Source organism: Deinococcus sp. NW-56 (assembly GCF_002953415.1).
In the GTDB taxonomy this organism is placed as follows: domain Bacteria; phylum Deinococcota; class Deinococci; order Deinococcales; family Deinococcaceae; genus Deinococcus.
In genome coordinates this window covers 1,792,857-1,813,112 of record NZ_CP026516.1, presented here as the reverse complement: position 1 = coordinate 1,813,112, position 20,256 = coordinate 1,792,857, and the positions used below count along the sequence as shown (strand labels likewise).

General features: G+C 71.3%; 26 protein-coding genes. 16 read left to right on the top strand and 10 right to left on the bottom strand.

Annotation, left to right across the window (positions count from 1 at the left end; genetic code table 11):
* Positions 1-51 precede the first annotated feature (51 nt).
* The 3 genes from C3K08_RS09055 (at position 52) to C3K08_RS09045 (ending at position 3,409) form a co-directional block, all read left to right on the top strand.
* On the top strand, positions 52-1,209 hold the full coding sequence (locus C3K08_RS09055; protein ID WP_104991014.1) for an MraY family glycosyltransferase: 1,158 nt from the start codon (positions 52-54) through the stop codon (positions 1,207-1,209).
* A 54-nt stretch (positions 1,210-1,263) separates the two neighbouring features.
* On the top strand, positions 1,264-2,409 hold the full coding sequence (gene wecB, locus C3K08_RS09050) for a non-hydrolyzing UDP-N-acetylglucosamine 2-epimerase (protein ID WP_104991013.1): 1,146 nt from the start codon (positions 1,264-1,266) through the stop codon (positions 2,407-2,409).
* A 64-nt stretch (positions 2,410-2,473) separates the two neighbouring features.
* Positions 2,474-3,409 carry a diacylglycerol kinase family protein gene (locus tag C3K08_RS09045; protein WP_104991012.1) on the top strand — a complete coding sequence of 312 codons (936 nt, stop codon included), beginning with the start codon at positions 2,474-2,476 and terminating at the stop codon, positions 3,407-3,409.
* Between the two features lie 53 nt (positions 3,410-3,462).
* Here the strand turns inward: C3K08_RS09045 and C3K08_RS09040 are convergent, their stop codons facing one another.
* Positions 3,463-4,170, bottom strand: a complete 708-nt coding sequence (locus C3K08_RS09040) for a hypothetical protein (protein WP_104991011.1) — start codon at positions 4,168-4,170, stop codon at positions 3,463-3,465.
* Between the two features lie 152 nt (positions 4,171-4,322).
* Here C3K08_RS09040 and C3K08_RS18475 point away from each other — a divergent pair, with 152 nt between their 5' ends.
* The 9 genes from C3K08_RS18475 (at position 4,323) to C3K08_RS09000 (ending at position 10,870) form a co-directional block, all read left to right on the top strand.
* Positions 4,323-5,354 (top strand): hypothetical protein, encoded by a 1,032-nt coding sequence (locus C3K08_RS18475; RefSeq protein WP_234009034.1) that lies wholly within the window; start codon positions 4,323-4,325, stop codon positions 5,352-5,354.
* The gene (locus tag C3K08_RS09035) at positions 5,267-7,201 is read left to right on the top strand and encodes a hypothetical protein (protein WP_234009033.1); all 1,935 of its coding nucleotides are present in this window, start codon (positions 5,267-5,269) and stop codon (positions 7,199-7,201) included. The genes C3K08_RS18475 and C3K08_RS09035 overlap by 88 nt, the downstream gene beginning before the upstream one ends.
* 136 nt (positions 7,202-7,337) lie before the next feature.
* Complete coding sequence (locus C3K08_RS09030) at positions 7,338-7,706, top strand: DUF3208 domain-containing protein (RefSeq protein ID WP_104991010.1); 369 nt, start codon at positions 7,338-7,340, stop codon at positions 7,704-7,706.
* Entirely contained in the window at positions 7,703-7,915 is a 213-nt protein-coding gene (locus tag C3K08_RS09025) for a hypothetical protein (protein WP_104991009.1), read from the top strand. The genes C3K08_RS09030 and C3K08_RS09025 overlap by 4 nt, the downstream gene beginning before the upstream one ends.
* Positions 7,912-8,499, top strand: a complete 588-nt coding sequence (locus tag C3K08_RS09020) for a transcriptional regulator (RefSeq protein WP_104991008.1) — start codon at positions 7,912-7,914, stop codon at positions 8,497-8,499. Before C3K08_RS09025 ends, C3K08_RS09020 begins: the two co-directional genes overlap by 4 nt.
* A complete protein-coding gene (locus C3K08_RS09015; RefSeq protein ID WP_104991007.1) occupies positions 8,496-8,741 on the top strand; it encodes a hypothetical protein in 246 nt (81 codons plus the stop codon). The genes C3K08_RS09020 and C3K08_RS09015 overlap by 4 nt, the downstream gene beginning before the upstream one ends.
* A 54-nt stretch (positions 8,742-8,795) precedes the next feature.
* Positions 8,796-9,788, top strand: a complete 993-nt coding sequence (gene hemB / locus C3K08_RS09010) for a porphobilinogen synthase (protein ID WP_104991006.1) — start codon at positions 8,796-8,798, stop codon at positions 9,786-9,788.
* Positions 9,785-10,324, top strand: coding sequence for a cyclin-dependent kinase inhibitor 3 family protein (locus tag C3K08_RS09005; RefSeq protein WP_104991005.1), 540 nt, complete (start codon positions 9,785-9,787; stop codon positions 10,322-10,324). The genes hemB and C3K08_RS09005 overlap by 4 nt, the downstream gene beginning before the upstream one ends.
* Positions 10,325-10,378: 54 nt before the next feature.
* Complete coding sequence (locus C3K08_RS09000) at positions 10,379-10,870, top strand: hypothetical protein (RefSeq protein WP_104991004.1); 492 nt, start codon at positions 10,379-10,381, stop codon at positions 10,868-10,870.
* Between the two features lie 61 nt (positions 10,871-10,931).
* Here the strand turns inward: C3K08_RS09000 and C3K08_RS08995 are convergent, their stop codons facing one another.
* From C3K08_RS08995 to sdhC, 4 genes are all read right to left on the bottom strand, one after another.
* Positions 10,932-11,684 (bottom strand): succinate dehydrogenase iron-sulfur subunit, encoded by a 753-nt coding sequence (locus tag C3K08_RS08995; RefSeq protein ID WP_104991003.1) that lies wholly within the window; start codon positions 11,682-11,684, stop codon positions 10,932-10,934.
* 57 nt (positions 11,685-11,741) lie between these two features.
* Positions 11,742-13,493: a succinate dehydrogenase flavoprotein subunit gene (gene sdhA, locus C3K08_RS08990; protein ID WP_104991002.1), complete on the bottom strand. Its 1,752-nt coding sequence runs from the start codon at positions 13,491-13,493 to the stop codon at positions 11,742-11,744.
* A 143-nt stretch (positions 13,494-13,636) separates the two neighbouring features.
* Positions 13,637-14,014, bottom strand: coding sequence for a succinate dehydrogenase hydrophobic membrane anchor subunit (locus C3K08_RS08985; protein ID WP_104991001.1), 378 nt, complete (start codon positions 14,012-14,014; stop codon positions 13,637-13,639).
* Positions 14,014-14,370 carry a succinate dehydrogenase, cytochrome b556 subunit gene (gene sdhC, locus C3K08_RS08980; RefSeq protein WP_104991000.1) on the bottom strand — a complete coding sequence of 119 codons (357 nt, stop codon included), beginning with the start codon at positions 14,368-14,370 and terminating at the stop codon, positions 14,014-14,016. Before sdhC ends, C3K08_RS08985 begins: the two co-directional genes overlap by 1 nt.
* A 293-nt stretch (positions 14,371-14,663) precedes the next feature.
* On the opposite strand from sdhC, the gene C3K08_RS08975 reads away from it, so the two are divergent.
* The gene (locus tag C3K08_RS08975; RefSeq protein ID WP_104990999.1) at positions 14,664-15,374 is read left to right on the top strand and encodes a hypothetical protein; all 711 of its coding nucleotides are present in this window, start codon (positions 14,664-14,666) and stop codon (positions 15,372-15,374) included.
* 63 nt (positions 15,375-15,437) lie between these two features.
* On the opposite strand, the gene C3K08_RS08970 is transcribed toward C3K08_RS08975, so the two are convergent.
* A complete protein-coding gene (locus tag C3K08_RS08970) occupies positions 15,438-15,947 on the bottom strand; it encodes a pyridoxamine 5'-phosphate oxidase family protein (protein ID WP_104990998.1) in 510 nt (169 codons plus the stop codon).
* A 65-nt stretch (positions 15,948-16,012) separates the two neighbouring features.
* Positions 16,013-17,290, bottom strand: a complete 1,278-nt coding sequence (locus C3K08_RS08965) for an MFS transporter (protein ID WP_104990997.1) — start codon at positions 17,288-17,290, stop codon at positions 16,013-16,015.
* A gap of 105 nt (positions 17,291-17,395) precedes the next feature.
* On the opposite strand from C3K08_RS08965, the gene C3K08_RS08960 reads away from it, so the two are divergent.
* Complete coding sequence (locus tag C3K08_RS08960) at positions 17,396-17,698, top strand: hypothetical protein (protein ID WP_104990996.1); 303 nt, start codon at positions 17,396-17,398, stop codon at positions 17,696-17,698.
* A gap of 56 nt (positions 17,699-17,754) precedes the next feature.
* Here the strand turns inward: C3K08_RS08960 and C3K08_RS08955 are convergent, their stop codons facing one another.
* A complete protein-coding gene (locus tag C3K08_RS08955) occupies positions 17,755-18,117 on the bottom strand; it encodes a hypothetical protein (protein ID WP_104990995.1) in 363 nt (120 codons plus the stop codon).
* Positions 18,118-18,190: 73 nt separating this feature from the next.
* Between C3K08_RS08955 and C3K08_RS08950 the strand changes: the two genes are divergently transcribed.
* The gene (locus tag C3K08_RS08950) at positions 18,191-18,421 is read left to right on the top strand and encodes a VF530 family DNA-binding protein (protein WP_104990994.1); all 231 of its coding nucleotides are present in this window, start codon (positions 18,191-18,193) and stop codon (positions 18,419-18,421) included.
* A gap of 3 nt (positions 18,422-18,424) precedes the next feature.
* Here the strand turns inward: C3K08_RS08950 and C3K08_RS08945 are convergent, their stop codons facing one another.
* Both C3K08_RS08945 and hpt read right to left on the bottom strand, forming a co-directional pair.
* Positions 18,425-18,847, bottom strand: coding sequence for a hypothetical protein (locus tag C3K08_RS08945; protein ID WP_234009032.1), 423 nt, complete (start codon positions 18,845-18,847; stop codon positions 18,425-18,427).
* Positions 18,848-18,850: 3 nt separating this feature from the next.
* Positions 18,851-19,378, bottom strand: coding sequence for a hypoxanthine phosphoribosyltransferase (gene hpt / locus C3K08_RS08940; RefSeq protein WP_104990993.1), 528 nt, complete (start codon positions 19,376-19,378; stop codon positions 18,851-18,853).
* A gap of 82 nt (positions 19,379-19,460) precedes the next feature.
* Between hpt and trpC the strand changes: the two genes are divergently transcribed.
* A complete protein-coding gene (gene trpC / locus C3K08_RS08935) occupies positions 19,461-20,255 on the top strand; it encodes an indole-3-glycerol phosphate synthase TrpC (RefSeq protein ID WP_104990992.1) in 795 nt (264 codons plus the stop codon).
* Position 20,256 lies beyond the last annotated feature (1 nt).

Here is a 20,256-nt window from a genome sequence, read left to right as displayed (position 1 = left end):
CCTTTCGTCGGTCGCCTTCCTCATGCCTGACCCGTACAATCCCATCAGCTTATGGATTTCTTGAGGGACCTCGCCGCCGCCCTGGGGATCGCCAACCCCACCGGGCGCGGCTTTCTGAGCGTGCTGCTCACCTTTCTGACCGCGTGGCTCTTTACCTGGCGGTTTATCCCGCGCGTGCGCGAGTTCGCCATCAAGGTGGGCTGGGCGGACCAACCCAACGAGCGGCGGCTCAACAAGGAGCCGCTGCCCAACGCAGGTGGGCTGGCGATTTTCGCGGGCTTTCTGGTCAGCGTGGTCGTGGCGTGGGCGCTGCGGCCCATCGTGATCGAGCAGGTCAATATTCAGGTGCTGGCGATCCTGCTGGGGGCGTCGGTGCTGGTGCTGACCGGCTTTATCGACGATCAGTTCGGCCTCTCGCCCCTGTTCCGGCTGATCGTGCAGGCGCTCTCGGCGGTGCTGCTGGTGGTCAACGGGCTGACGCTGGACTTCAACGCGATTCCCTTCCTGCCCACGTTGCCGGACGGGGTGAACGGGCCGCTCAGCGTGGCGCTCACCATCTTGTGGGTGGTGGGCCTGACGAACGCCGTCAACCTGATGGACGGGGTGGACGGCGTGGTGGGCGGCGTGGGCTTCGTGACGAGCATGGTGCTGCTCGTCACGGCGGCGCAGTTTCCGGACCGGGCGGCGGCGGTCGTGCTGCTCGCAGGGCTGGCGGGGGCCGCGCTGGGCTACCTGCGGCACAACTTCAACCCCAGCCGGATCATCATGGGCGACGCGGGAGCGTACCTGTTCGGTTACACGCTCGCCGCCGTGAGCCTGCTGGGAACCCTGAAATTCAGTGCGGGGGCCAGTCTGCTGGTGCCGCTGCTGGTGATGGCGCTGCCCATCCTCGACACCACGCAGGTCGTGATCGGGCGGCTGGCGCGGGGCATCCGCAATCCGCTCGGGCACCCCGACAAGACCCACATCCATCACCGGGTGCTGGCCCGCACGTCGTCGGCCCGGCGCACCGCCGTGATCCTGTGGATCGTCGCCCTGTGGTGCGGCGTGATCGGGATGCTGGCGCAGGGGGTGCCCCTCGCCGCCATCGCGGGGACCGTGGCCGCCTGTGCCTTCTGTCTGTGGTTCGTCGCGCACCGCCGGGTGCGGGCGCACGGCCGTGAAGCGGTCCGTCCGGTGCCTCCCGCCCCCTCGGGCGACCACCGCTAAGTTCCCCTCTCGCCCCGCCCCTGCCGGGGCGCTGTCTTGACCCCTGGAGCCTCCATGACTGACCCCGCCCCCAAGCGCATCGTCCTCGCCTTCGGCACCCGCCCGGAAGCCACCAAGATGGCCCCGGTGTACTCGGCCATCGCCGCGCAGCCTGGCCTGACGCCGCGAATCCTCTCGACCGGGCAGCAGCGGCAGATGCTCGACGAGGCGCTCGCCGTCTTCGGCCTGACCCCCGACGAGGACCTGCAGGTCATGACCGACCGCCAGACGCTGGCCGACCTGACCGGGCGCATCGTGCCGCAGGCGGGGCGAAAGCTGCGGGACATGGGGGCGGACATGGTGCTGGTGCACGGGGACACCACCACGTCCTTTTGCGTGGCCCTCAGCGCCTTTTACGAGGGGATTCCGGTGGGACACGTGGAGGCGGGGCTCCGCAGCGGCAGCATGCGCGAACCCTTTCCGGAGGAGGCCAACCGCCGCCTGACCGGGGTGCTCAGCGACCTCGACTTCGCGCCCACCCCCGGCAGCGCGGCGAACCTGCGCCGGGAGGGCAAGGGAGAGCTGGGCCTCTTCGTGACCGGACAGACCGCCGTGGACGCGGTGCGCGAGGTCGCCGGGCGGGTGCCGCTGCGCCCCGAGTGGCAGGCGAAACTGGACGCGGGTGGGCGGCTGGTGACCGTCACCATGCACCGCCGCGAAAACCTGCCGGTGATGCGCGAGATGGCCGAGGCCCTCGCGGACGTGGCCCGCGCCCACCCCGACACCCATTTCGTCTACCCGGTTCACCTCAATCCGGCGGTGCAGGAGGCGGTGCGCCCGGCGCTGTCGGGGCTGCCCAACTTCGAACTCACCGACCCGCTCGACTACGCGCAGATGGCTCCCTTGATGGCGGCCTCGGCGCTGCTGGCGACCGACTCCGGGGGCTTGCAGGAGGAGGGCGCGGCGCTGGGCGTCCCCGTGGCGGTCCTGCGCAACGTCACCGAGCGCCCCGAGGGGCTGGAGGCGGGTGTGCTGACCCTCGCCGGGAACGATCCCCAGAACCTCCGCGCGGTGCTGGGCCGCCTGCTCTCCGACGAGGCCGAACTCGCCCGGATGCGTTCGGCCCGCAATCCCTACGGGGACGGACACGCGGCGCGGCGCATCGCGGCGGCGGTGGCGTGGCACTTCGGGCTGGCCCAGCGGCCGGAAGACTGGGCGTAGCAGCCAAGTCGGCCCACGTCTCCTGCTGACGGCGGACCGCTGGCGACTCTATCCTGCCCCTAACGTGACCCAGGCACCTTCCCCGTTGGCCCCACTCGCCCGTTCCTATGCCGTCGTCCTCAACCCCACCGCCGGGCGGGGCCTGGCCGGGCGCACCTGGCCCCGGTTGGAAGCCGAGTTGCGGGTGCGTGGGCTGGAGTACGAGGTGATTCAGGAGGCGAGCGGTCCGGCGGCGCTGGCGCGGGTGCAGGCGCTGCCCCCCGGCGTGGCGGTGCTCGCGGTGGGCGGCGACGGCACGGTGGGGGCGCTACTGCCCGCGCTGGTGGGGACCGGGCGGCCCCTGGGCGTCATTCCGCTGGGCACCGGGAACGACTTCGCGGGGATGCTGGGCCTCAAGCCGGGGGACTTCCGGGCGGCCCTCTCGCGGCTCGCGGGGTCGCCCCGGCCGGTGGATGCCCTGCGGGTATCCTTGCAGGGAGGCGACCGTGCGGGCGAGACGCGGCTGCTGCTCAACGGCCTGGGCATGGGCTTCGACGCTCAGCTCACCGCCCGGCTCCCCGACGCCCCCGCGTGGCTGCCGGGGCTGGGGCGCTACGCCTGGGCCGCGCTGACCACCCTGCGTCACCTCACCCTCACCCCCGTCACGGCGGACGTGGACGGCAAGCCGTTGTATGCCGGCCCCAGCATCCTCGCCGCCGCCATGAACGGCACGCGCTACGGGGGCGGGTTTCACATCAGTCCCGAGTCTGACCCACGCGACGGCCTCCTCAACGTGGTCGTCAGCGGTCCGCTGGGGCGGCGGCAGGTGCTGCGGCTGATGGCGCTGGTACTGCCGGGCCGTCACCTGGGTGACCCCGGCGTGCACCACCAGGCAGGCCGGGTGGCCGAGCTGGCCTGGGCGCAGCCGACCTGGCTGCACCTTGACGGCGACGTGGTGGGCCGCGCGACGGGGGTGCGCGTGGAGGTGCTGCCGGGGGCGGTGGCGCTCCTGGGAGGCTGACCGGCAACAAAAAGCCCCAGCCGAGGCTGGGACTCTTCGACGTTGCTGACGGTTTACAGCCCGGCCAGCGTCTTCCGCGCCTGCTCCAGATCGCGCTTTTCCCAGAAGGTGTCGGCGGGCAGGGTCACGGCCTTTTCAAGCTGGGTGCGGGCCGCCGCCTTGTTGCCCTGCAGAATCAGCGCGTTGGCGTACTCGATGCGGTGAATGGCCTTGTTCGGCTCCAGCGCGATGGCCTTTTCGAAGTTGGGGTTGATCTGGTTGCGCTTGGCGCCCGTCGCCAGGGTCGCCACGGTGCCCTTGGACACGAGGTTGGCGTGCCACAGCCCCAGCGCCACGTAGGCGGAGGCCATATTGGGCCTGAGCTTGATCGCGGTGTCGAGGTTCTTCTTCATATCGCCCGCCAGCCCGAGGCTGTTCAGGATGCCGCTGTACTGCGCGAGGCGGCCCTGGGCGCGGGCGAGTTCAAAGTAGGCGTCGGGGTTGTTCTTGTCGGCGCTGATCGCCTGACGGGCGTAGTCCTGCGCCTTCTGGAACAGGCCCTTCTTGGCGCTCTCGGCGCTCAGGCCCGCGCCCGCAGTGGTGGACTCGGCCGCCAGGGCGTAGCCCGCGCTGGTCTTGAGGGCGGCGGCGGCGCTGGCGGCCTCCTGCCACTTGCCCTGGTCGTACAGGGACTGCGCGGCGGCGAGCGACTGCGCGGAGGCGCTTCCGGCAGCGGCAAGGGCGAGGGTCACGAGGGCAGGCACGGCAAACTTCTGGGACATGGGGGTTCCTCCTGGGGTCTGAACTGTGGGAAAACTGGACCGAGTATACACAGGCGCCCGCGCAGAATCTGACCCGCCCCGTCAGGAACCGGGGGGCGTGGACAGCACCTGCGGCGGCACCTCCATGGCAAATGCTCTAGGCTCGCCCCACCGTGGATTGGAAGGCAGCCCTGGCCGAGTTGCGCGTGCACCTGCCCCCCCAGCAGGAGCCGGGCCGGGGCGTGCGCGGCAGCCTGCGCTGGCTGGAGGCCGAGCTGCGCGAGCGGGGCGGCAACCCGGCGTCGGTGCGCAACATCGTCTACCGCGACGTGGGCACCCCGCGCGACAAGGCACTGCTGCGCGGCATCCTGGCCGACCTCGCGCGGGAGGCGGGCCGCCCGCTGGAGGTCGCTGCCCCCGACCCGGCCCCGCCCGCTCCGCTGCCCCCCGAACTCGAACTGCTGGGCCGCGCCAAGAAACGCGCCTACAAGCAGTTTCTGGCCGGGGTGCGGGCCGGGCGCTCGCCCCGGCTGATCGTGACCGGGCGGCCCGGCGCAGGCAAGACGGTGCTGCTCGACCACCTGGAGCGGGCGCTGGAGGAGGTGCCGGGCCTGAGCGTGCGGCGGCTGGGGCTGGACGGCGACGTGGCCGACACTCTGCGTCTGACCCCGGCGGGCACCTCCTGGGCGGGGCAGGCGGCGGCGCAAGCGGAGGCAGCCCGCCGCGCCCTCCCCCCCGTGCCGGGCGTGCTGCTCGCGCGGGTCACGTCGGACGTGCGCTTCGGGGGAGAGCCGCCCCGCTCGCCCGACGGCCCCCTGACCCCGGCGGCGTGGGCGGCCGAGCACCTGCTGCGCCTCGCGCCGCCCGGTGTGGCGGTGCTGCTCGCGCTGGAGGACGCGGCGGGGTTGCCTCCCGGCGTCGCCGAGGTCATCGACCTGCGGCCCCCCACCCCCGCCGAGGCGCGGGCCTACCTGATGGCGCGTCTGGGGGTGTCTCGCGAACGGGCGGATGCGCTCGTGCGCGAAACGGGGCGGCACCTCGACCGCCTCGCGTTGCTGGCGGCGGGGGGCGAGCCGGACCCGGCGGCCCCCCCGCCCGCCTCCTCGCCGACCCCGACGTGCGGCGGCTGGCGGCGGCGGTGTCGGCGCTGGAAGGCGACATTCTGTGCCCCGAGCCTCTTGCGGCGGCGCTGGGAAACGAGGTGACGGCCCTGCCCCCCCATGCCCGCGCCCTGCTGCATCCGCACCCGCAGGGGTGGACCCCGGCCCCGGCCCTCGCCGCCGCCCTCGCCGGGGTGCCCGCCGCCGAGCAGGACGCGGCCCGCCGTCGCCTGACCGCTGCGCCGCCCCACCCGGCCCTCGCCGGGGCACGGCTGACCGCTTTCGCGGGGCTGGGGGAGTGGGAGGCCCTCGCCCGCTGGCTCGCGGCCCATCCCGACGAGACGCGGCACCTCCCGCCCCTGTGGCCGCGCGTGCGCCGGGGCGCAGCGGGCGAGGTGCGGGAAGCGCTGGCCCGCGCGGTCGCCGCCCACCACGCCGGACGCGGCGAGTACGACGATCCGGGTGCCCGCGACGCCCTCTTCACCCTGCTCGAATCCGGGCGGGCGGCGGTGCGGGCGTGGGCGCGGGTCAAACTGGCAGAAAGCAGCGTGGACGCGGGCAACTTCGAGGCGGCCGAGGCGGGCTTGCACCACCCCGACTTGTGCTCGGCCCTCGCCGGTCCCCCCGACCCCTGGCAGGCGGCGGCGCAGGCGGACGCCCTGCTCGTGGAGGCGGCGCTGGCCCGCTGGCGCGGCGACCTGGCGGCGGCCACCCGCGCCGTCACCGACCCGCGCACGGCGGCGGGGGGAGCGCGGGCGGAGCTGTGGCGCGGCCTCGTCGCCAAGGACCGGGGCGACTGGGAGGCGGCGCTGCGCGGCCTGCGCGGGGTGCCCGAGGCCAGCCCGCTGCTCTCCGCCCGCGCCCGCTACCAGGAGGGCGACCTGCGGCTGCGCCTGGGCCAGCCCCACGGGGCGCTGGAGGCCCTGACCGAGGCGGCCGGGCGGCTGGAAGCGGCGGGTGGGAGCGCCGAGGAGCAGGCCCGCGCCCTGGCCCGCGCGGCGACCGCCCTGCGGAGGTTGGGCCGCCCCGCCGAGGGCCTGGAGCGCTGGCGCTCGGCGCTGGCCCTGCTCCCTGACGGGTCCTGGGACGGCGACGCTGTGCCCCGCGCCCGGCTACTCAGCGAGGGGGTGCCGCTGCTGCTCGCCTTGGCCCGTCCGGACGAGGCGCTCGCCCTCGCGGCCGCCGCCCGTCGCCTGCTCGCCCGCCCCGGCCCGCGCCGCCCGGAGGCCGCCTACCGCACCCGCCGCACCGACTACCGGGTCGCGCTGGCCTACCTGACACGGGGGGTGGGACTGCCCTACCTCCAGCCCTTCGCCGGGCCAGCCACCGACCACCCCGACCTCGCCCACGCCCGTGCCCTGCTCGACCATCTCCTCGCGGCCCCCGCTGCCTCCGGCGACCGGGAGGAGGTGCTGCGCTTTGACCAGTGGCTCAGCCGCGCTCTGGCCGACCCCGACCCCCGGCGGGCGCTGGAATTCACCGGGCGGGCGCTGGACCTGACCGACCACCCCTACGCGGGGGCACAGGCCCACGCCCTCCACGCCGAGGCGCTGCTGCGGGCGGGCCGCGAGGAAGAAGCGCTGGGGCATATCAACCGCGCCCACGCGCTGCTGCGCCGTGTTCAGACCGGGCTGCCCGGCCCCCCCGGCCCCCCCGACGCCGACCCCGGCCTGACGGCGGGCCTGCTGGCGCTGGAGGCCCGAGCGACCATCCGGGACGGCCTCCCCACCCTGCGCTGGCTGCGCGGGGCACTCGCCGCTGACCCCGCCCTGGCCCCCTTTTGCCCCGGCGTGTGGCGTGAGGCGGGGCGGGCGCTGGAGGGGCAGCACCCCCACCCGGAGGCCGTCTTGCGGGCGCTGCATCCCGGCTGGGAGCCGGGGCCGTGGCGGGTGCGCGACGCGCTGGTGCTGCTGGAGACAGCTCCGGTACAGACGGGGGGCGGGAAAGTGTAGAGGTCGCTCTGTCCCAGACGGACGGGCAAAATCACGAGGGCGGCCGTGATGGGCAGGAAGAGGAGTCTCTCCCATTAACAAAGCAGAACCCCGCTGCGGGAATGGCGGCCGGGGCCAGCGGGTATGCTGCCCCCTGATGACCTCTCCCGAAGAGTCCAGTGCCTCGGCCGGGAACGGCCGCGCCGCCGTGCGCCTGCTGCAAGGCTACCTGTGGCACCCCGAGAGCCTGGACGTGGACCTCGAACAGTTCCTGACCCACGACCTCGACGACGCGCACGTGCTGTGGGACGCGGTGCAGCCGCCCTTCGCCTTTTTCGAGAACGGCGAGCCGACTGCCACCCAGACCTTCTACCAGTTCACCGTGCTGCGCCTGTACGACGAGAAACCGGGCTCGGACGCCCTGCACGCCCACGCCGAGGCCGCCAGCCACGCCCTGAACCCGCTGCTGGACGCGACCCCGCCCGGCGTGGGCTGGCAACTGTGGGAGGACCTGCGCGAGCTATGACCGCCGAGCCCCACGGTCCCGACTGGCTCGACCTCCGGGTGGAGGGCGACCCCCACCCCCGCCGTTTCGACGCCCCCGAGACGCTGCGCGGCTACCTGCTGCGGGTGGAGCGCCTGTCCGCCGAAGCCGCCGACCGGCTGCTGGCACAGGGCGAGGTCGGCCCGCCCCACGCCCGCCGAGGCTACCGGGTGGAGCGGCTGCGGCCATGACCGAGGTTCCTGCTCCGGAGGGAACGGCGCCCGAAGGCCCCGTCGTCGCCATCCCCGTCTACGCCGGGGTCAGTGAGCTGGAACTCGGCATCATGGTCGCCGTCTGCCGCCTGTGCGGGGGCGAGGGCCGGGCCCGCACGGTGAGCCGCTCGCGGGCGAGCATCGTGACCGCCGGGGGGCTGGTGAGCACGCCGCATGTCCTGTACGCCGCGCTGCCCGAACCCGCCGCCCTCCTGATTCCCGGCGGCCCCGGCGCGGCGAAGGCGGCCCGCGACCCCCTGCTGCGCGAGTTTCTCGCCAGGCACGCGGCGCTGCCCACGGGCGCGAGCGGGGGCGGTCTCCTGCTTCCCGGCATGGCGGGCACCCTGGCGGGCCGGGTGGTGGGTGGCCCCGCCGACCTCGCGGACACGCTCTGGGGCTACGCGCCCGCCGATGTACGCCCCGGCGAGGTCGTGACCGACGGCCTCCTCACGACGACCCCCTCCGGCCTGCCTGCCCTCCACGCCGCCCTTGCCGTGGCCGCCCACGTCTGGGGCGAGGAAGCCGCGCGGGAGGCCGCCGACCGCCTCGGCCACGCCGGATGACGGGTGGGGGAGAGGGCCGAGAGTACGTCACCCTGCCGCAGCCGCCCGACGAGGCGACCCTCGCCGCCCTGCTAGACGTGCCGGGCGGTGCCCGTCTGAGCCTGGAACGCGGTCAGGACGCGGCGGGCCGCTCCCGCGTGGTCATCGCGGTCGCCCACCCCGACCCGGAGGTCGTCGCCCGGACCCGGCAGAATCTGCTGCGGGCATGCCTGGGGCGGGGGGTGCGGGCCTTCGTCGTCTGACCGGCGGCGCCTGCCTTCCATTCCTGCGGCCCCCGCTGCGCTAGCCTGCCTCCCATGCTGGAGCGTCCCCGTCGCCTGCGCCGCAGCGCTGGCCTGCGTGCCCTGACCCGCGAGGTGAGCCTCTCGGCCCGCCATTTCATCCACCCCATCTTCGTCCACGAGGAAGACGGCGAGACCCCCATCGCCACCATGCCGGGCGTGAGCCGCCACTCGGTCGCGGGGGCGGTCGCCCAGGCGCAGGAGGCGCTGGAACTGGGCATCCTCAGCGTGATCCTCTTCGGCATCCCCTCCCAGAAAGACCCCCAGGGCAGCGGGGCCTACGCCGAGGGCGGCGTGATTCAGCGGGCGGCGGCGGCGATCAAGGCGGGGGTGCCGGGCGTGACCGTGGTCACCGACACCTGCCTGTGTGAGTACACCGACCACGGCCACTGCGGGCCGCTGTGCCAGACGGGGGAGGGCGACTGGACGGTGGACAACGACGCCGCGCTGGAACTCCTCGCCCGCACCGCCGTCTCACAGGCCCGCGCTGGGGCCGATGTCGTGGCTCCCAGCGCGATGATGGACGGACAGGTCGGCGCGATTCGGGCGGCGCTGGACGCGGCGGGCTTTGACCACGTGCCTGTCATGGCCTACGCGGTGAAGTACGCCAGCGCCTACTACGGTCCCTTCCGCGACGCGGCGGGGAGCGCCCCCAGTGTGGGCAACCGCGCCTCCTACCAGATGGACCCGGCGGGCAGCGAGCGCGAGGCCCTGCGGGAAGCCCGGCTGGACGCCGAACAGGGCGCCGACTTCCTGATGGTCAAGCCCGCGCTGGCCTACCTCGACATGCTGCGGGCGCTGCGCGAGAACTTTGACCTGCCCCTGGTCGCCTACAACGTCAGCGGCGAGTATTCGCTGATCAAGGCGGCGGCCCAGGCCGGGTACATGGACGAGCGCCGCACCGTGCTCGAAACCCTGACCGGGATGCGCCGCGCCGGGGCCGACGCGATCATCACCTATCACGCGCTCGACGCAGCCCGCTGGCTCCGGGAAGAGGCCGGGGCATGACCAGCACCACCTCCCCACTGCGGGTGGACTGGGTAGACACGGGCCTGTGGCCGGGTCGCCTTGGCCTGACCATCGCTCCCGGCAAGAAGGGTGAGAGCCTGTACCAGCCCGGCGTGACCCACGAGCGCGACCTGGACGCCGACTTGACCCGCCTCGCGCAGGAGGGCGTGAGCGTCATCGCGCCCCTGCTGGAAGACCACGAGTTCGAGCTGCTGGGCATCCCCGACTACCACGAGCGGGTCGCGGGGCGCGGGCTGACGCTGGTGGGCTGCCCGATCCGCGACGTGGACGTGCCGCGCGACCTCGATACATTCGGCTCCTTTCTGGATGAGCTGATGGACCACCTGCTCGACGGCCGCGCGGTCGTCCTGCATTGCCGGGGGGGATTGGGCAGGGCGGGGCTGGTCGCTGCCTGCCTGCTCGTCCGCGCGGGGATGCCGCCCGAGCAGGCCATCCTCCGCGTGCGCGAGGCCCGCAAGGGGGCCATTGAAACGGAGGCGCAGGTCCGCTTCGTCCACGACTTCGCAGAACGGTGAGCTGGGTGTGGCGGCGGTCACCAAAGCCCCGCCGCGCCCGACTACGCTGGGGCCATGAAACAGTTTGCTGCCGTGGCCCTCGCCGCGCTGCTGGCCTCGTGTGCCCCCACGTTCACGGCGGCGGCGCCGGGCCGGGTTGTCAATGCCGCCACCGGGCAGGAGGGCACCGTGACGTTCGCGGCGGGCAGCCTGCGCCCCAGCCTGCCCACAGCGGGGCCGGACAACGTGACCCTCAGCATCGGCGGGCAAACCTACACGGGCCGCGTGACGGTGCTGGACGGTACCGTTGCCGGAGCGCCCGCGCCCCTCACCCTCAGCGTGGCGGTGGGTGGCACGGCGGGGACGGGCGGCTCCACCTTCGGTTGGGGCGCCCGCCTCGGCCCCGCCCCGCAGCCCCAGGGCACCCTCCGCGCGGGCAGCCTGATCGCCCGCACCGCTGGCCCGGCGCCTCGTACCCTGGCCTGCACCCTCACCGTGGACGACGCGGGGCGCGGCTTCGGCGAGTGCCGGGACGAGGCCGGGGTGCGGTACGTCATGCAGTTCTGAGCGTCGAGGAGCAAAAAAAGAAGCAGAGGTCTGGTGGCCTCTGCTTCTCGCGTGTGGGGCTTTACGACTGCTGGTACATCACCGCCCGCTTGACCTCCTCGATGATGGTGGTGATCGGGATGTCGCGGGGGCACGCCTCGGTGCAGTTGTAGGCGGTGCGGCAGCGCCAGACGCCCGTGTTCTGGTTCATGATGTTCAGGCGCTGGTTGGTGGCCTCGTCGCGGCTGTCGAAGATGAAGCGGTGCGCCTGCACGATGGCCGCCGGGCCGAGGTACGAGCCGTTCACCCAGAAGATCGGGCAGGAGGTGGTGCAGCACGCGCAGAGGATGCAGTTGCTGGAGTGCTGCATCCGGTCGGCCTGCTCGGGCGATTGGATACGCTCCCCGGCTGGAGGCGGCGACTCGTTGATGAAGTAGGGCATGATCGCCCGGTACGAGTCGAAGAAGGGGTCCATGTCGACCAGCAGGTCCTTCTCGACCTTCAGGCCCCGGATCGGCTCGACGGTCAGGGTGCCGCCGTCCTTGACCACGTCGCGCAGCAGCGCCTTGCACGCCAGGCGGTTGCGGCCCGCGATCATCATCGCGTCACTGCCGCAGATGCCGTGCCCGCACGAGCGCCGGAAGGTCAGCGTCGGCTCGACATACCACTTGATGTAGTTCAGCACGTCCAGCACGCGGTCGCTGGGCTGCGCCTCCACCGGGTAGGTCTCCCAGTGGGGCTTTTTGTCGGTCTCGGGGTTGAAGCGCAGAATCTTGACATTCACGCGCATGGGGGGCGTGGTGGACGTGTTTTTGGTGATGTGCTGTTCTGCCATGTCGGTTCCTCTGGGGTGGGGAGGAGGGGAGACCGGGAGGCCCCTTCCCCGCCCCACTTAGTACACGCGGGCTTTCGGCTCGAAGGCGTGGGTGTACCCCTTGAGGGCCACGTCCTTGTAGCCGATCACCACGTCGCCGGGCTTGTTCAGGTTCTTGTAGGCCATGGTGTGCTTGAGCCAGTTGGCGTCGTCGCGCTCGCGGTAGTCCTCGCGGTCGTGGGCGCCGCGCGACTCGGTGCGGTTCAGCGCACTGGCGGTCATGGCCTCGGCGCAGTCGAGCATAAAGCCGAGTTCCATCGCCTCGATCAGCTCACTGTTGTACCGGCGGCCGGGGTCCGACACGCTCACGTGGCGGTAGCGGTCCTTGAGGTCCTTGATGATCTCGACCTGCCGCGCCATGTCCGGCCCGTTGCGGAAGATGCCGACGTTGTTCATCATCGACTCTTGCAGCTCGCGGCGAATGACGGCGGCGTTCTCCTTGCCGCTCGCGGCCCGCAGGTCCTCGAGCACCGCCACGCTCTCGCGCTCGACGTTCGCGGGCATCTCCGCGTACTCGACCTGCCGGGCGTACTGCGCGGCGGCGGTCCCGGCACGGCGGCCGAACACGATCAGGTCCCCGAGCGAGTTGGTGCCCAGGCGGTTGGCCCCGTGCAAGCTGACGCAGGCCTGCTCGCCCGCCGCGTACAGCCCCTCGATGCTGCCGCCCGCGCCGTCACTGAGGCACAGCCCGTTGATGTCGGTCGGGATGCCGCCCATCGCGTAGTGCGCCGTGGGCTGAATCGCCACGAGGTCCTTGACCGGGTCCTGCCCCAGGTAGGTGCGGGCGAGGTCGGTGATCTCCGCGAGCTTGCCCTCGATCACCTCGCGCGGGAGGTGCGTCAGGTCGATGTGGACGGCGTCCTTGTCGGCACCGACGCCCCGGCCCTCGCGGATCTCGGTGATGATCGAGCGCGAGACGATGTCGCGCGGCGCGAGGTCCTTGATGGTGGGCGCGTAGCGTTCCATGAAGCGCTCGCCGTCCGCGTTGCGCAGGATGCCGCCCTCGCCTCGAATGCCCTCCGTGACCAGAATGCCCAGCTTGGCGAGGCCGGTGGGGTGGAACTGGTAGAACTCCATGTCCTCCAGCGGCAGGCCCTTGCGGTAGTAGATGCTCATCAGGTCGCCCGTCAGCGTCAGCGCATTGGACGTGATCTTGAAGATGCGCCCGTAGCCGCCCGCCGCGAGCACGACCGCCTTCGCGTGGAAGGTGTGGATCTCCCCGGTCGCGTAGTGGTAGGCCACGACGCCCCGGCAGCGCCCCTCCTCGATGATCAGGTCGGTGACGTGGAACTCGTTGTAGAAGGTGGTGCCCTCCTTGACGTTCTGCTGAAACAGCGTCTGGAGGATCATGTGCCCGGTGCGGTCCTGCGCGTAACAGGAGCGCTCGACCGCCGCCTTGCCGAAGTCGCGGGTGTGGCCGCCGAACTTGCGCTGGGCGATCTTGCCCTCGGGCGTGCGCGAGAAGGGCAGGCCCATGTGCTCGAGTTCGTACACCGCGTCGATGATGTCCTTGGCGAACACCTCGGCGGCGTCCTGGTCGGTCAGATAGTCGCCACCCTTGATGGTGTCGAACATGTGCCATTCCCAGTGGTCTTCCTGCACGTTGCCCAGCGCCGCGCCGATGCCCCCCTGCGCGGCCCCGGTGTGCGAGCGGGTCGGGTACAGCTTGGTGATGCAGGCGACCGAGGCGCCTCCCTTGGCGGCGTAGAGGGCGGCCATCAGTCCTGCGCCGCCCGCCCCCACCACCAGTACGTCGAAACGATGGTGCATAGTCCGTCCTTTAAAGCACTTGTCAAAAAGAGACCTTCTTTTTGACCGAGCGGAGCGAGAGAGTTCAAGCGAGCATTTGGGAAAGTGGAGCCGTGAGGTGTGCCGTTCCACTCACGGCGTAATTTGGACAAATGCTCTAAGCCCTAGATCGAGAACAGTCCGACGGTGCCCAGGGTAAAGATCACCGCGCAGATCGTGTAGAAAATGGTCTTGACCCACGCCCGGTTGGGCCGCGAGCGCACGTAATCCTCGATGGAATACCGCGCCCCGTTGACCCCGTGCAGCATGGAGAGCGCCAGGATGGTCCAGTTATAGAACTTCCAGGCCGGGTTCTGGAGCTTGGCGACCACCGCCGTGTAGGTGGCGTCGGACTCGCTGACCTGGATAAAGGTCATGTAGATATGCCCCAGCACCAGAAAGACCAGGATCAGGCCGCTGATGCGCATGAAGATCCACCAGTTCAACTCGGCGTTGGAGTGCGACTGCTGCCGGGCATCGGTGAAGGTGCGTGCGCGAATCATCAGTAGCCCCCCAGGATGCGCGGAATATTCACCCAGGTGGTGTAGGCCGTCGCCAGCAGGGTCAGGGCCATCACGCCGTACCACATCTGGCGCTGGTAGGCCACGCCCCGGCCGGTAAAGTCCATCACCATGATGCGCAGGCCGTTCAGGGCGTGGTAAACCACTCCCGCCGTCACCAGGATCAGACCCACCCGAAAGGGCCACAGGTCATACGCCTCGTGAACTGCCATATACACGTCCTCGCCGAACATGATCAGGCTGATGCTGACCACGTGCAGCAGGAAGTAAGCCAGAATCGCCAGCCCCGACAGGCGGTGAAGCAGCCACGCCCACTGCCCTTCTCTTCCTCGGTACATTCCCTCAGTCCTCCTCTTCCTTGGTGCCTTCCCTGCGCTCCCTGCGGCAGGGCGGGGGCCGCGGCGTGCCCGGCGGACCGTGCTCCGGCCCTCCCCAGGGGGAGAAACCGCGCCTCGCCGTTGCAGACAGGCCACACGATACCACCGCCCAGAGAAGCTGACTCGCGGCCGTGTCCATGTCGCCTGCGGATGCCCGCTCACTCTAGATCAGCCTGTCCCCCTCCGGCTGACGCCGACCCCACAGTCTGCCCGGCCCCTCGCCACAGTCCACCCGGACGCGCTAGGGTGCCCCCATGACGCGGCCCGACGCGCAACCCACTCCGCCCGCCCCCTCCGCCACCGAGGTGGAATACGTCCGCAAGCTCTCGCTGGCGATTCTGAGCACCCTGCAAGCCAAGGGCCTGCTGAGTGCCGACGAGGTCGACGCGATCCTGATCGCCGCCCGCCGCGCGGCCCAGGGCGTTCCAGCCACTCCTGCGGCGGCTCCCCGCGCCGAAACGGCCCCAGCCATGCAGGTCACAGTCCAGCCTGCCCCGTCCCTGACCTTCCACGCCCACGCCCGCGCTCCCCAGGTTGCCGATGCCAGTGGGGAATCCCCGGAGACCACCGCCGACGACGTGGCCTCGGCCCAGGCGGCTTCCCCCGATGCGGAGGCGCCGGTCGCCGAACCCCTGACCATCGAGGCACCCTCCCAGCCCATCGAACTCGGGCCGGACGTGGTGGAGGACCCAGCGACGCCCTCCGCTCCGCTGGGCACCGAGGCTCAGGACGCGCCGCAAATCTCCGAGGACGGACCAGTTGCCACAGACGTACCTGCGGAGGAGTTGGACATTGAACCACCCGCCCAGACCATCGTCATCGGGCCGGACGAGGTGGCAGAGGAGACGGCCGTGGAGGCCGTGACCGCTGCCGCTGACGATCTCGTGCTGGACGGCGCAACCCCGGCCAAGCCTGCCGAAGACCCCAAACCCGCCGTGCCGACCTTCGACCTCAAGCTGGACTGAGGAGCGACCAAGAGAAAGAGGCGGGGACATCCCTCGCCTCTCTTCTTGTGCTTGACCCCGGACTCAGAACTCGACGGTCTCGTTGGTGCCCAGGTCGGTCGCGGGCTTGCCGGTCACGGCGGCGCGGGCCATCTGGAGCATGTTCTTGAGCTTGCCGTCGCTGCCCCAGTACTCGCCGCCCTGCGCCTCGATCTTGATGAGCTGCACGCTGGGGTCGTCGATGCCGCCGGGGAAGTACGCCTTGTAGAAGTCGCTCCACAGCTCTTCGAGCTTGGCGCGGTTCTCCACCAGTTCCGCCTGCCCGCTGATGCTGACGTAGTTGCCGCCGCTGTGGTCGGCATAGCTGACGTTCACGTTGGGGCGGACCATCATGCTCTGGACCTGCTTGGTGTCCTTGCCCCCGATAAACCACACGTCGCCGTCGAACTCGGTCTGCTGGGTGGTCATGGGGTGGGCCTGCAGGTGGCCGTCTTCAGTCTCGACCGTCAGCATGGCGAACTTAACGCCCTTCATGACGGCGGCCATCGCCTTGATCGTCTCCTCGCGGGTGGGGTGCTCGTTGTTCTGGTTCATGGGGGCACCTTGCCACATGGCCCTCCCCCCTTTGTAGGGGGAGCCGCACCGTCTCAAGGTTGGGTTCAGGCCGCCCTCTCATGCACCCGGTCGGGCACGTTCCGCACCAAGACCACGCCCGCCACGAAGAACAGCGCCGCGAGGCCGAAGACCAGCGTGTAGCCCAGGTTGCCCCCCTGCGCGTTGCCCCAGTCCAGCAGGGCGCCCTGCGGAGCGCTGGACAGTTGCGGGGCGACAAAAGCCACGTGCCAGATGCCCATGTCGCGGGCGTAGCTCCCCGCGCTCGGCATCGCGTCGCTGCCCAGCGCCCAGTCCACGCTGGTAAAGGCCCCGAAGCCCAGCCCGAAGACCAGCGCGAGGGCCAGCGCCGCCGGGAAGCCCGGCGCGACGAGCAGCAGCAGCGCCGCCCCCGCCATCAGCCCGCCCGCCACGTAGATCACGGGTTTGCGGCCCACCCGGTCGCTCAGCCGCCCGCCGACAAGCGCCGAAGCGATGCTCCCCACGATGATGCACGCCAGCATGATGGAGGTGCTCGTGCCCGCGTCCGTCTGCCGTAGCACGTCGGCGTTGTAGTACTGCAGGAAGGGCTGCACGCTGTACTGCCCCAGCGCGAACAGCACCCGCGTCACGAACACCCACAGGAAGGGCGCGTAGGCGAACACCTGCGCCCAGCTCAACCTGGGGGCCTGTTCCGCCCCCTCCACCCGGTCCAGCTCGGCGGGCACGCCCCGCAGGGTGACGAGCGCCGGGCCGAGCAGCAGCAGGGCGATCAGCGCGAAGGACACCCACGACGGCAGCCCCAGCGCCCCCAGCCCGAAGGCGGCGACCGCCCCCAGCAGTTGCCCGAAGGCCTGCAGCATCGCCATCACGCCGCTGTAGCGCCCACGCTCACGCACGGCGACGAGCTGCGGAATCAGGGCGCTGTAGGGGGCGGTGGCGTAGTTGTTGCCGAACTGCACCAGCAGGAAGCCTGCCACGTACACCCAGAAGCCCCCCACCCCCGTGAGTGCCGTGGCCGCAAAGCCCATCACGGCCAGTCCCGCCAGATTGACCGCCAATCCCAGCCGGATATAGGGCAGCCGCCGCCCCGAGCGGTCACTCCGCGCCCCCACGATGGGGGGCAGCACCAGCCCGATCACGGCGCCCACCGCCACCAGCGCCCCCAGGTAGCTGCCTTTTTGCTCCTCTCCCACGAAGCGCACCACGTCGGCGGGCATCAGGATCAGCAGCAGCAGCAGCCAGTGAAAGGCCGTTCCGAACCAGAAGGCCGACAGCGCCCACGGACTCACGGGGGTCGCGGCGGGCGGGCGCACGGGCGGCGCGGGAGGCTGGGTTGTGGTCATGTGGGGCCGAGTATAGGCGCCGGGCCTTTACCCGCCCTTCACCCGCCCATAGGGGTGTGTTGCGAACAGCAGTCGGAGCAGGTAGGAGCGCGGCAGACTGCCCGCATGACTGCCCCCGTGAACCTCGAAGAAGCCCTCGCCGCCTTCCGCACCGCCTTCACCTACGAGCACCCCGAGGGCATCCAGATCACCCCGCAGGTCGCCGGGGACGAGTTGCGCGTCGAGGTGCGCCACCAGGACGTGAACGCCCTGCGCGGCTTCGATGTGATCGCCCAGCCGCTGGAAACCGAGGAGCGTGACGCCCAGCAGCTCGGTGAGGACATCGCCCGCGTCGTCGAGCAGGAACTGATGTACGGCCAGCTGCCCGTGGTGGGCGAGGACGGGGCCTTCCGGCGCATCGTCGTCTGAGCCAGCTAGAGAGGAGGGCCGCCCACATCGCTGCGGGCGGCCCTGTGCTTGAAGCCTCAGATCGGCTTGCGAAGGGTGGCGAACACCAGCCCAAAAATCCAGCACAGCACGATCAGACCGATTAACGACGCGTCGAGGCTGAAGTCGGGCCGCAGCGCGTCGCCCGTCACCTTGAACACGCCGTAGGGGGCCAGCCACCCCAGCGCGTAGATGGATGCCCGGCGCAGAAAGGGCCGGGTGGTCGCCGCGACCGGGAAGAGGCGGGCGGGCAGCAGCATGGCCGGAAGCAGCAGCAGTTGCGAGAGCCAGAACCACAGCGGCAGGTTGCCGAAGCCGTGCTCGAATCCGGCGAACAGCACGTTGAGGGCCGCGATCAGGCCGCCCGTCACGATCATGGAGCGCAGGAGCAGGGGATTCACCCGCGCATGTTGGCACAGGCACTCGGTCAGGGGGCAGGGCACCGGGTCCCGCTCCTCGTGCCAACATGGCCGGATGACCCGTCCCTCGCCCGATCCCCTCCACGGCGTCACCCTCAAGGAGATTGTGGAACGCCTCGCCGGGCACTACGGCTGGGCGGAACTGGCCCGCCGGGTGCCCGTCCGCTGCTTCCAGAACGACCCATCGGTGCCGTCCAGCCTGAAATTCCTGCGCCGCACGCCGTGGGCGCGGGCGAAGGCGGAGGCGCTCTACGTGGCCCTCGTGCGCGACGAGCGGGAAACCTGAGCCTCAGCGCCCGCTCAGCGTGACGCGCGTCTGCGGGCCGGGCAGGCGCTCGGCCACGTACTGAAGCTGCTCGGTGCCCCGGTTCAGCAGCGCGGCGAACTCGTCGTCGTCCCGGTAGAGGCCCTCCGGTCCGCCCTGGGGGACGTAGCCGCCCGCCTCCAGCGCGGGGATCAGCACGCGGGGACGCCAGCCGGGCAGCACGTACTGCTCGACCCGCGCGTACCCCGAACGCACCTCCTCCCGGTAGGAGCGGCTCTCGGGGCAGGTGGGGGTGGCTCCGGCGGGCAGGGGAGAGACGCCCCAGACCTGCCCCGGCTTCTCGATGCAGTACAGCGGCCCACGCCAGCGGCTCTCGCGCGATTGCCAGACGCCCACCCCGGCCAGCAGCGCGAGGACAACCAGCAGCGCAGGCCATCCCCAGCGCACGCGTTACGCCTGGCTGGTGATAAAGGGGAGGTTGCGGTCGAACTGCGAGCGGTCGAGGCCGTAGCCGTAGACGAAGGCGTCGGGGATGGTGAAGCCCAGGTACTCGACGGGCACTTCGACCCGGCGGCGGCTGGGCTTGCTCAGCAGCGCGGCGACCTTGAGGCTGGCCGGGCCGCGTCCCTGGAGGTAGTGCAGCAGGTAGTTCATGGTAATGCCCGTGTCCACGATGTCCTCGACCAGCACGACGTGCCGCCCGCTGATGGGGAATTGCAGGTCCTTGACGAGCTTGACCTCGCCGCTGGACTGCTTGGCGTCCCCGTAGGAGCTGGCCTGGAGAAAGTCGATGGTGCAGGGCATCTGAACTGCCCGCACGAGGTCGGCGTGGAACATGAACGCACCATTCAGCACGCAGATCAGGTGCGGGTCCCTGCCCGCATAGTCCTGCCGGATCTTGTGGCCGAGTTCCTGAATGCGGGCCTGAAGTTGCTCCTGCGTGATCTGCACGGGGCCGTTGCCGGGGGCGAGGCTCATATGGGGCTCAGGCTAACACGGGCCTCACGGGACGGGGCGCCCGGCGGGAGGGAGTCCCCCACCGCCCTATACTCCCGCCCATATGACCGCCGCGCCGCTGCCCGAGTCCATCTCCATTTCCGGCGTCCTGGGGCGCATCGTGCGCGAGCGGGTGGCCGACTACGCGGGAGCCGACCCCCAGCTCGGGCCGGAGCGGACGCGGGCAAGGGCCTTCCACGCGGCCCTTGCCCGCCCCGGCCTCTCCCTGATCGCGGAGGTCAAGCGGGCCAGCCCCAGCCAGGGAGCCATCGCGCCCCTGGACCCGGCGACGGCGGCCCGCGCTTACGTCTCGGGCGGCGCCTCGGCCATCAGCGTGCTGACCGAACCGAGGCACTTCGGCGGCGGTCCAGACGCGCTGCGCGAGGTCGTGGGAGCCGTGACGGCCCCGGCCCTCCGCAAGGACTTCGTGGTCCACCCCGCCATGCTGCGCGAGGCCGCCGACTGGGGCGCCTCGGCCGCGCTGCTGATGGTGAGCGTGCTGGGGGAGGCAACGGGCGAGTACTTGCGGGCCGCCCACCACGTCGGCCTCGACGCGCTGGTCGAGGTCCACGACAAGGCCGAACTGGAGATGGCGCTCGCTTCGGGGGCTGAGATCATCGGGGTGAACAACCGCGACCTGCGGTCCCTGGAGATTGACCTCGGGGTCAGCCCCCGCCTGATTCGCCGGGCGCGGGAGGCGGGCTTCACGGGCCTGCTCGTCGCGGAAAGCGGCTACCGGACCGCCACCGACCTCGCGGGCGTGCGCGGGCTGGCCGACGCGGTGCTGGTGGGCAGCAGCCTCGCCGGAAGCGGTGACCTGGAGGGGGCCACGCGGGCGCTGCTGGCGGAGGGCGCCTGAC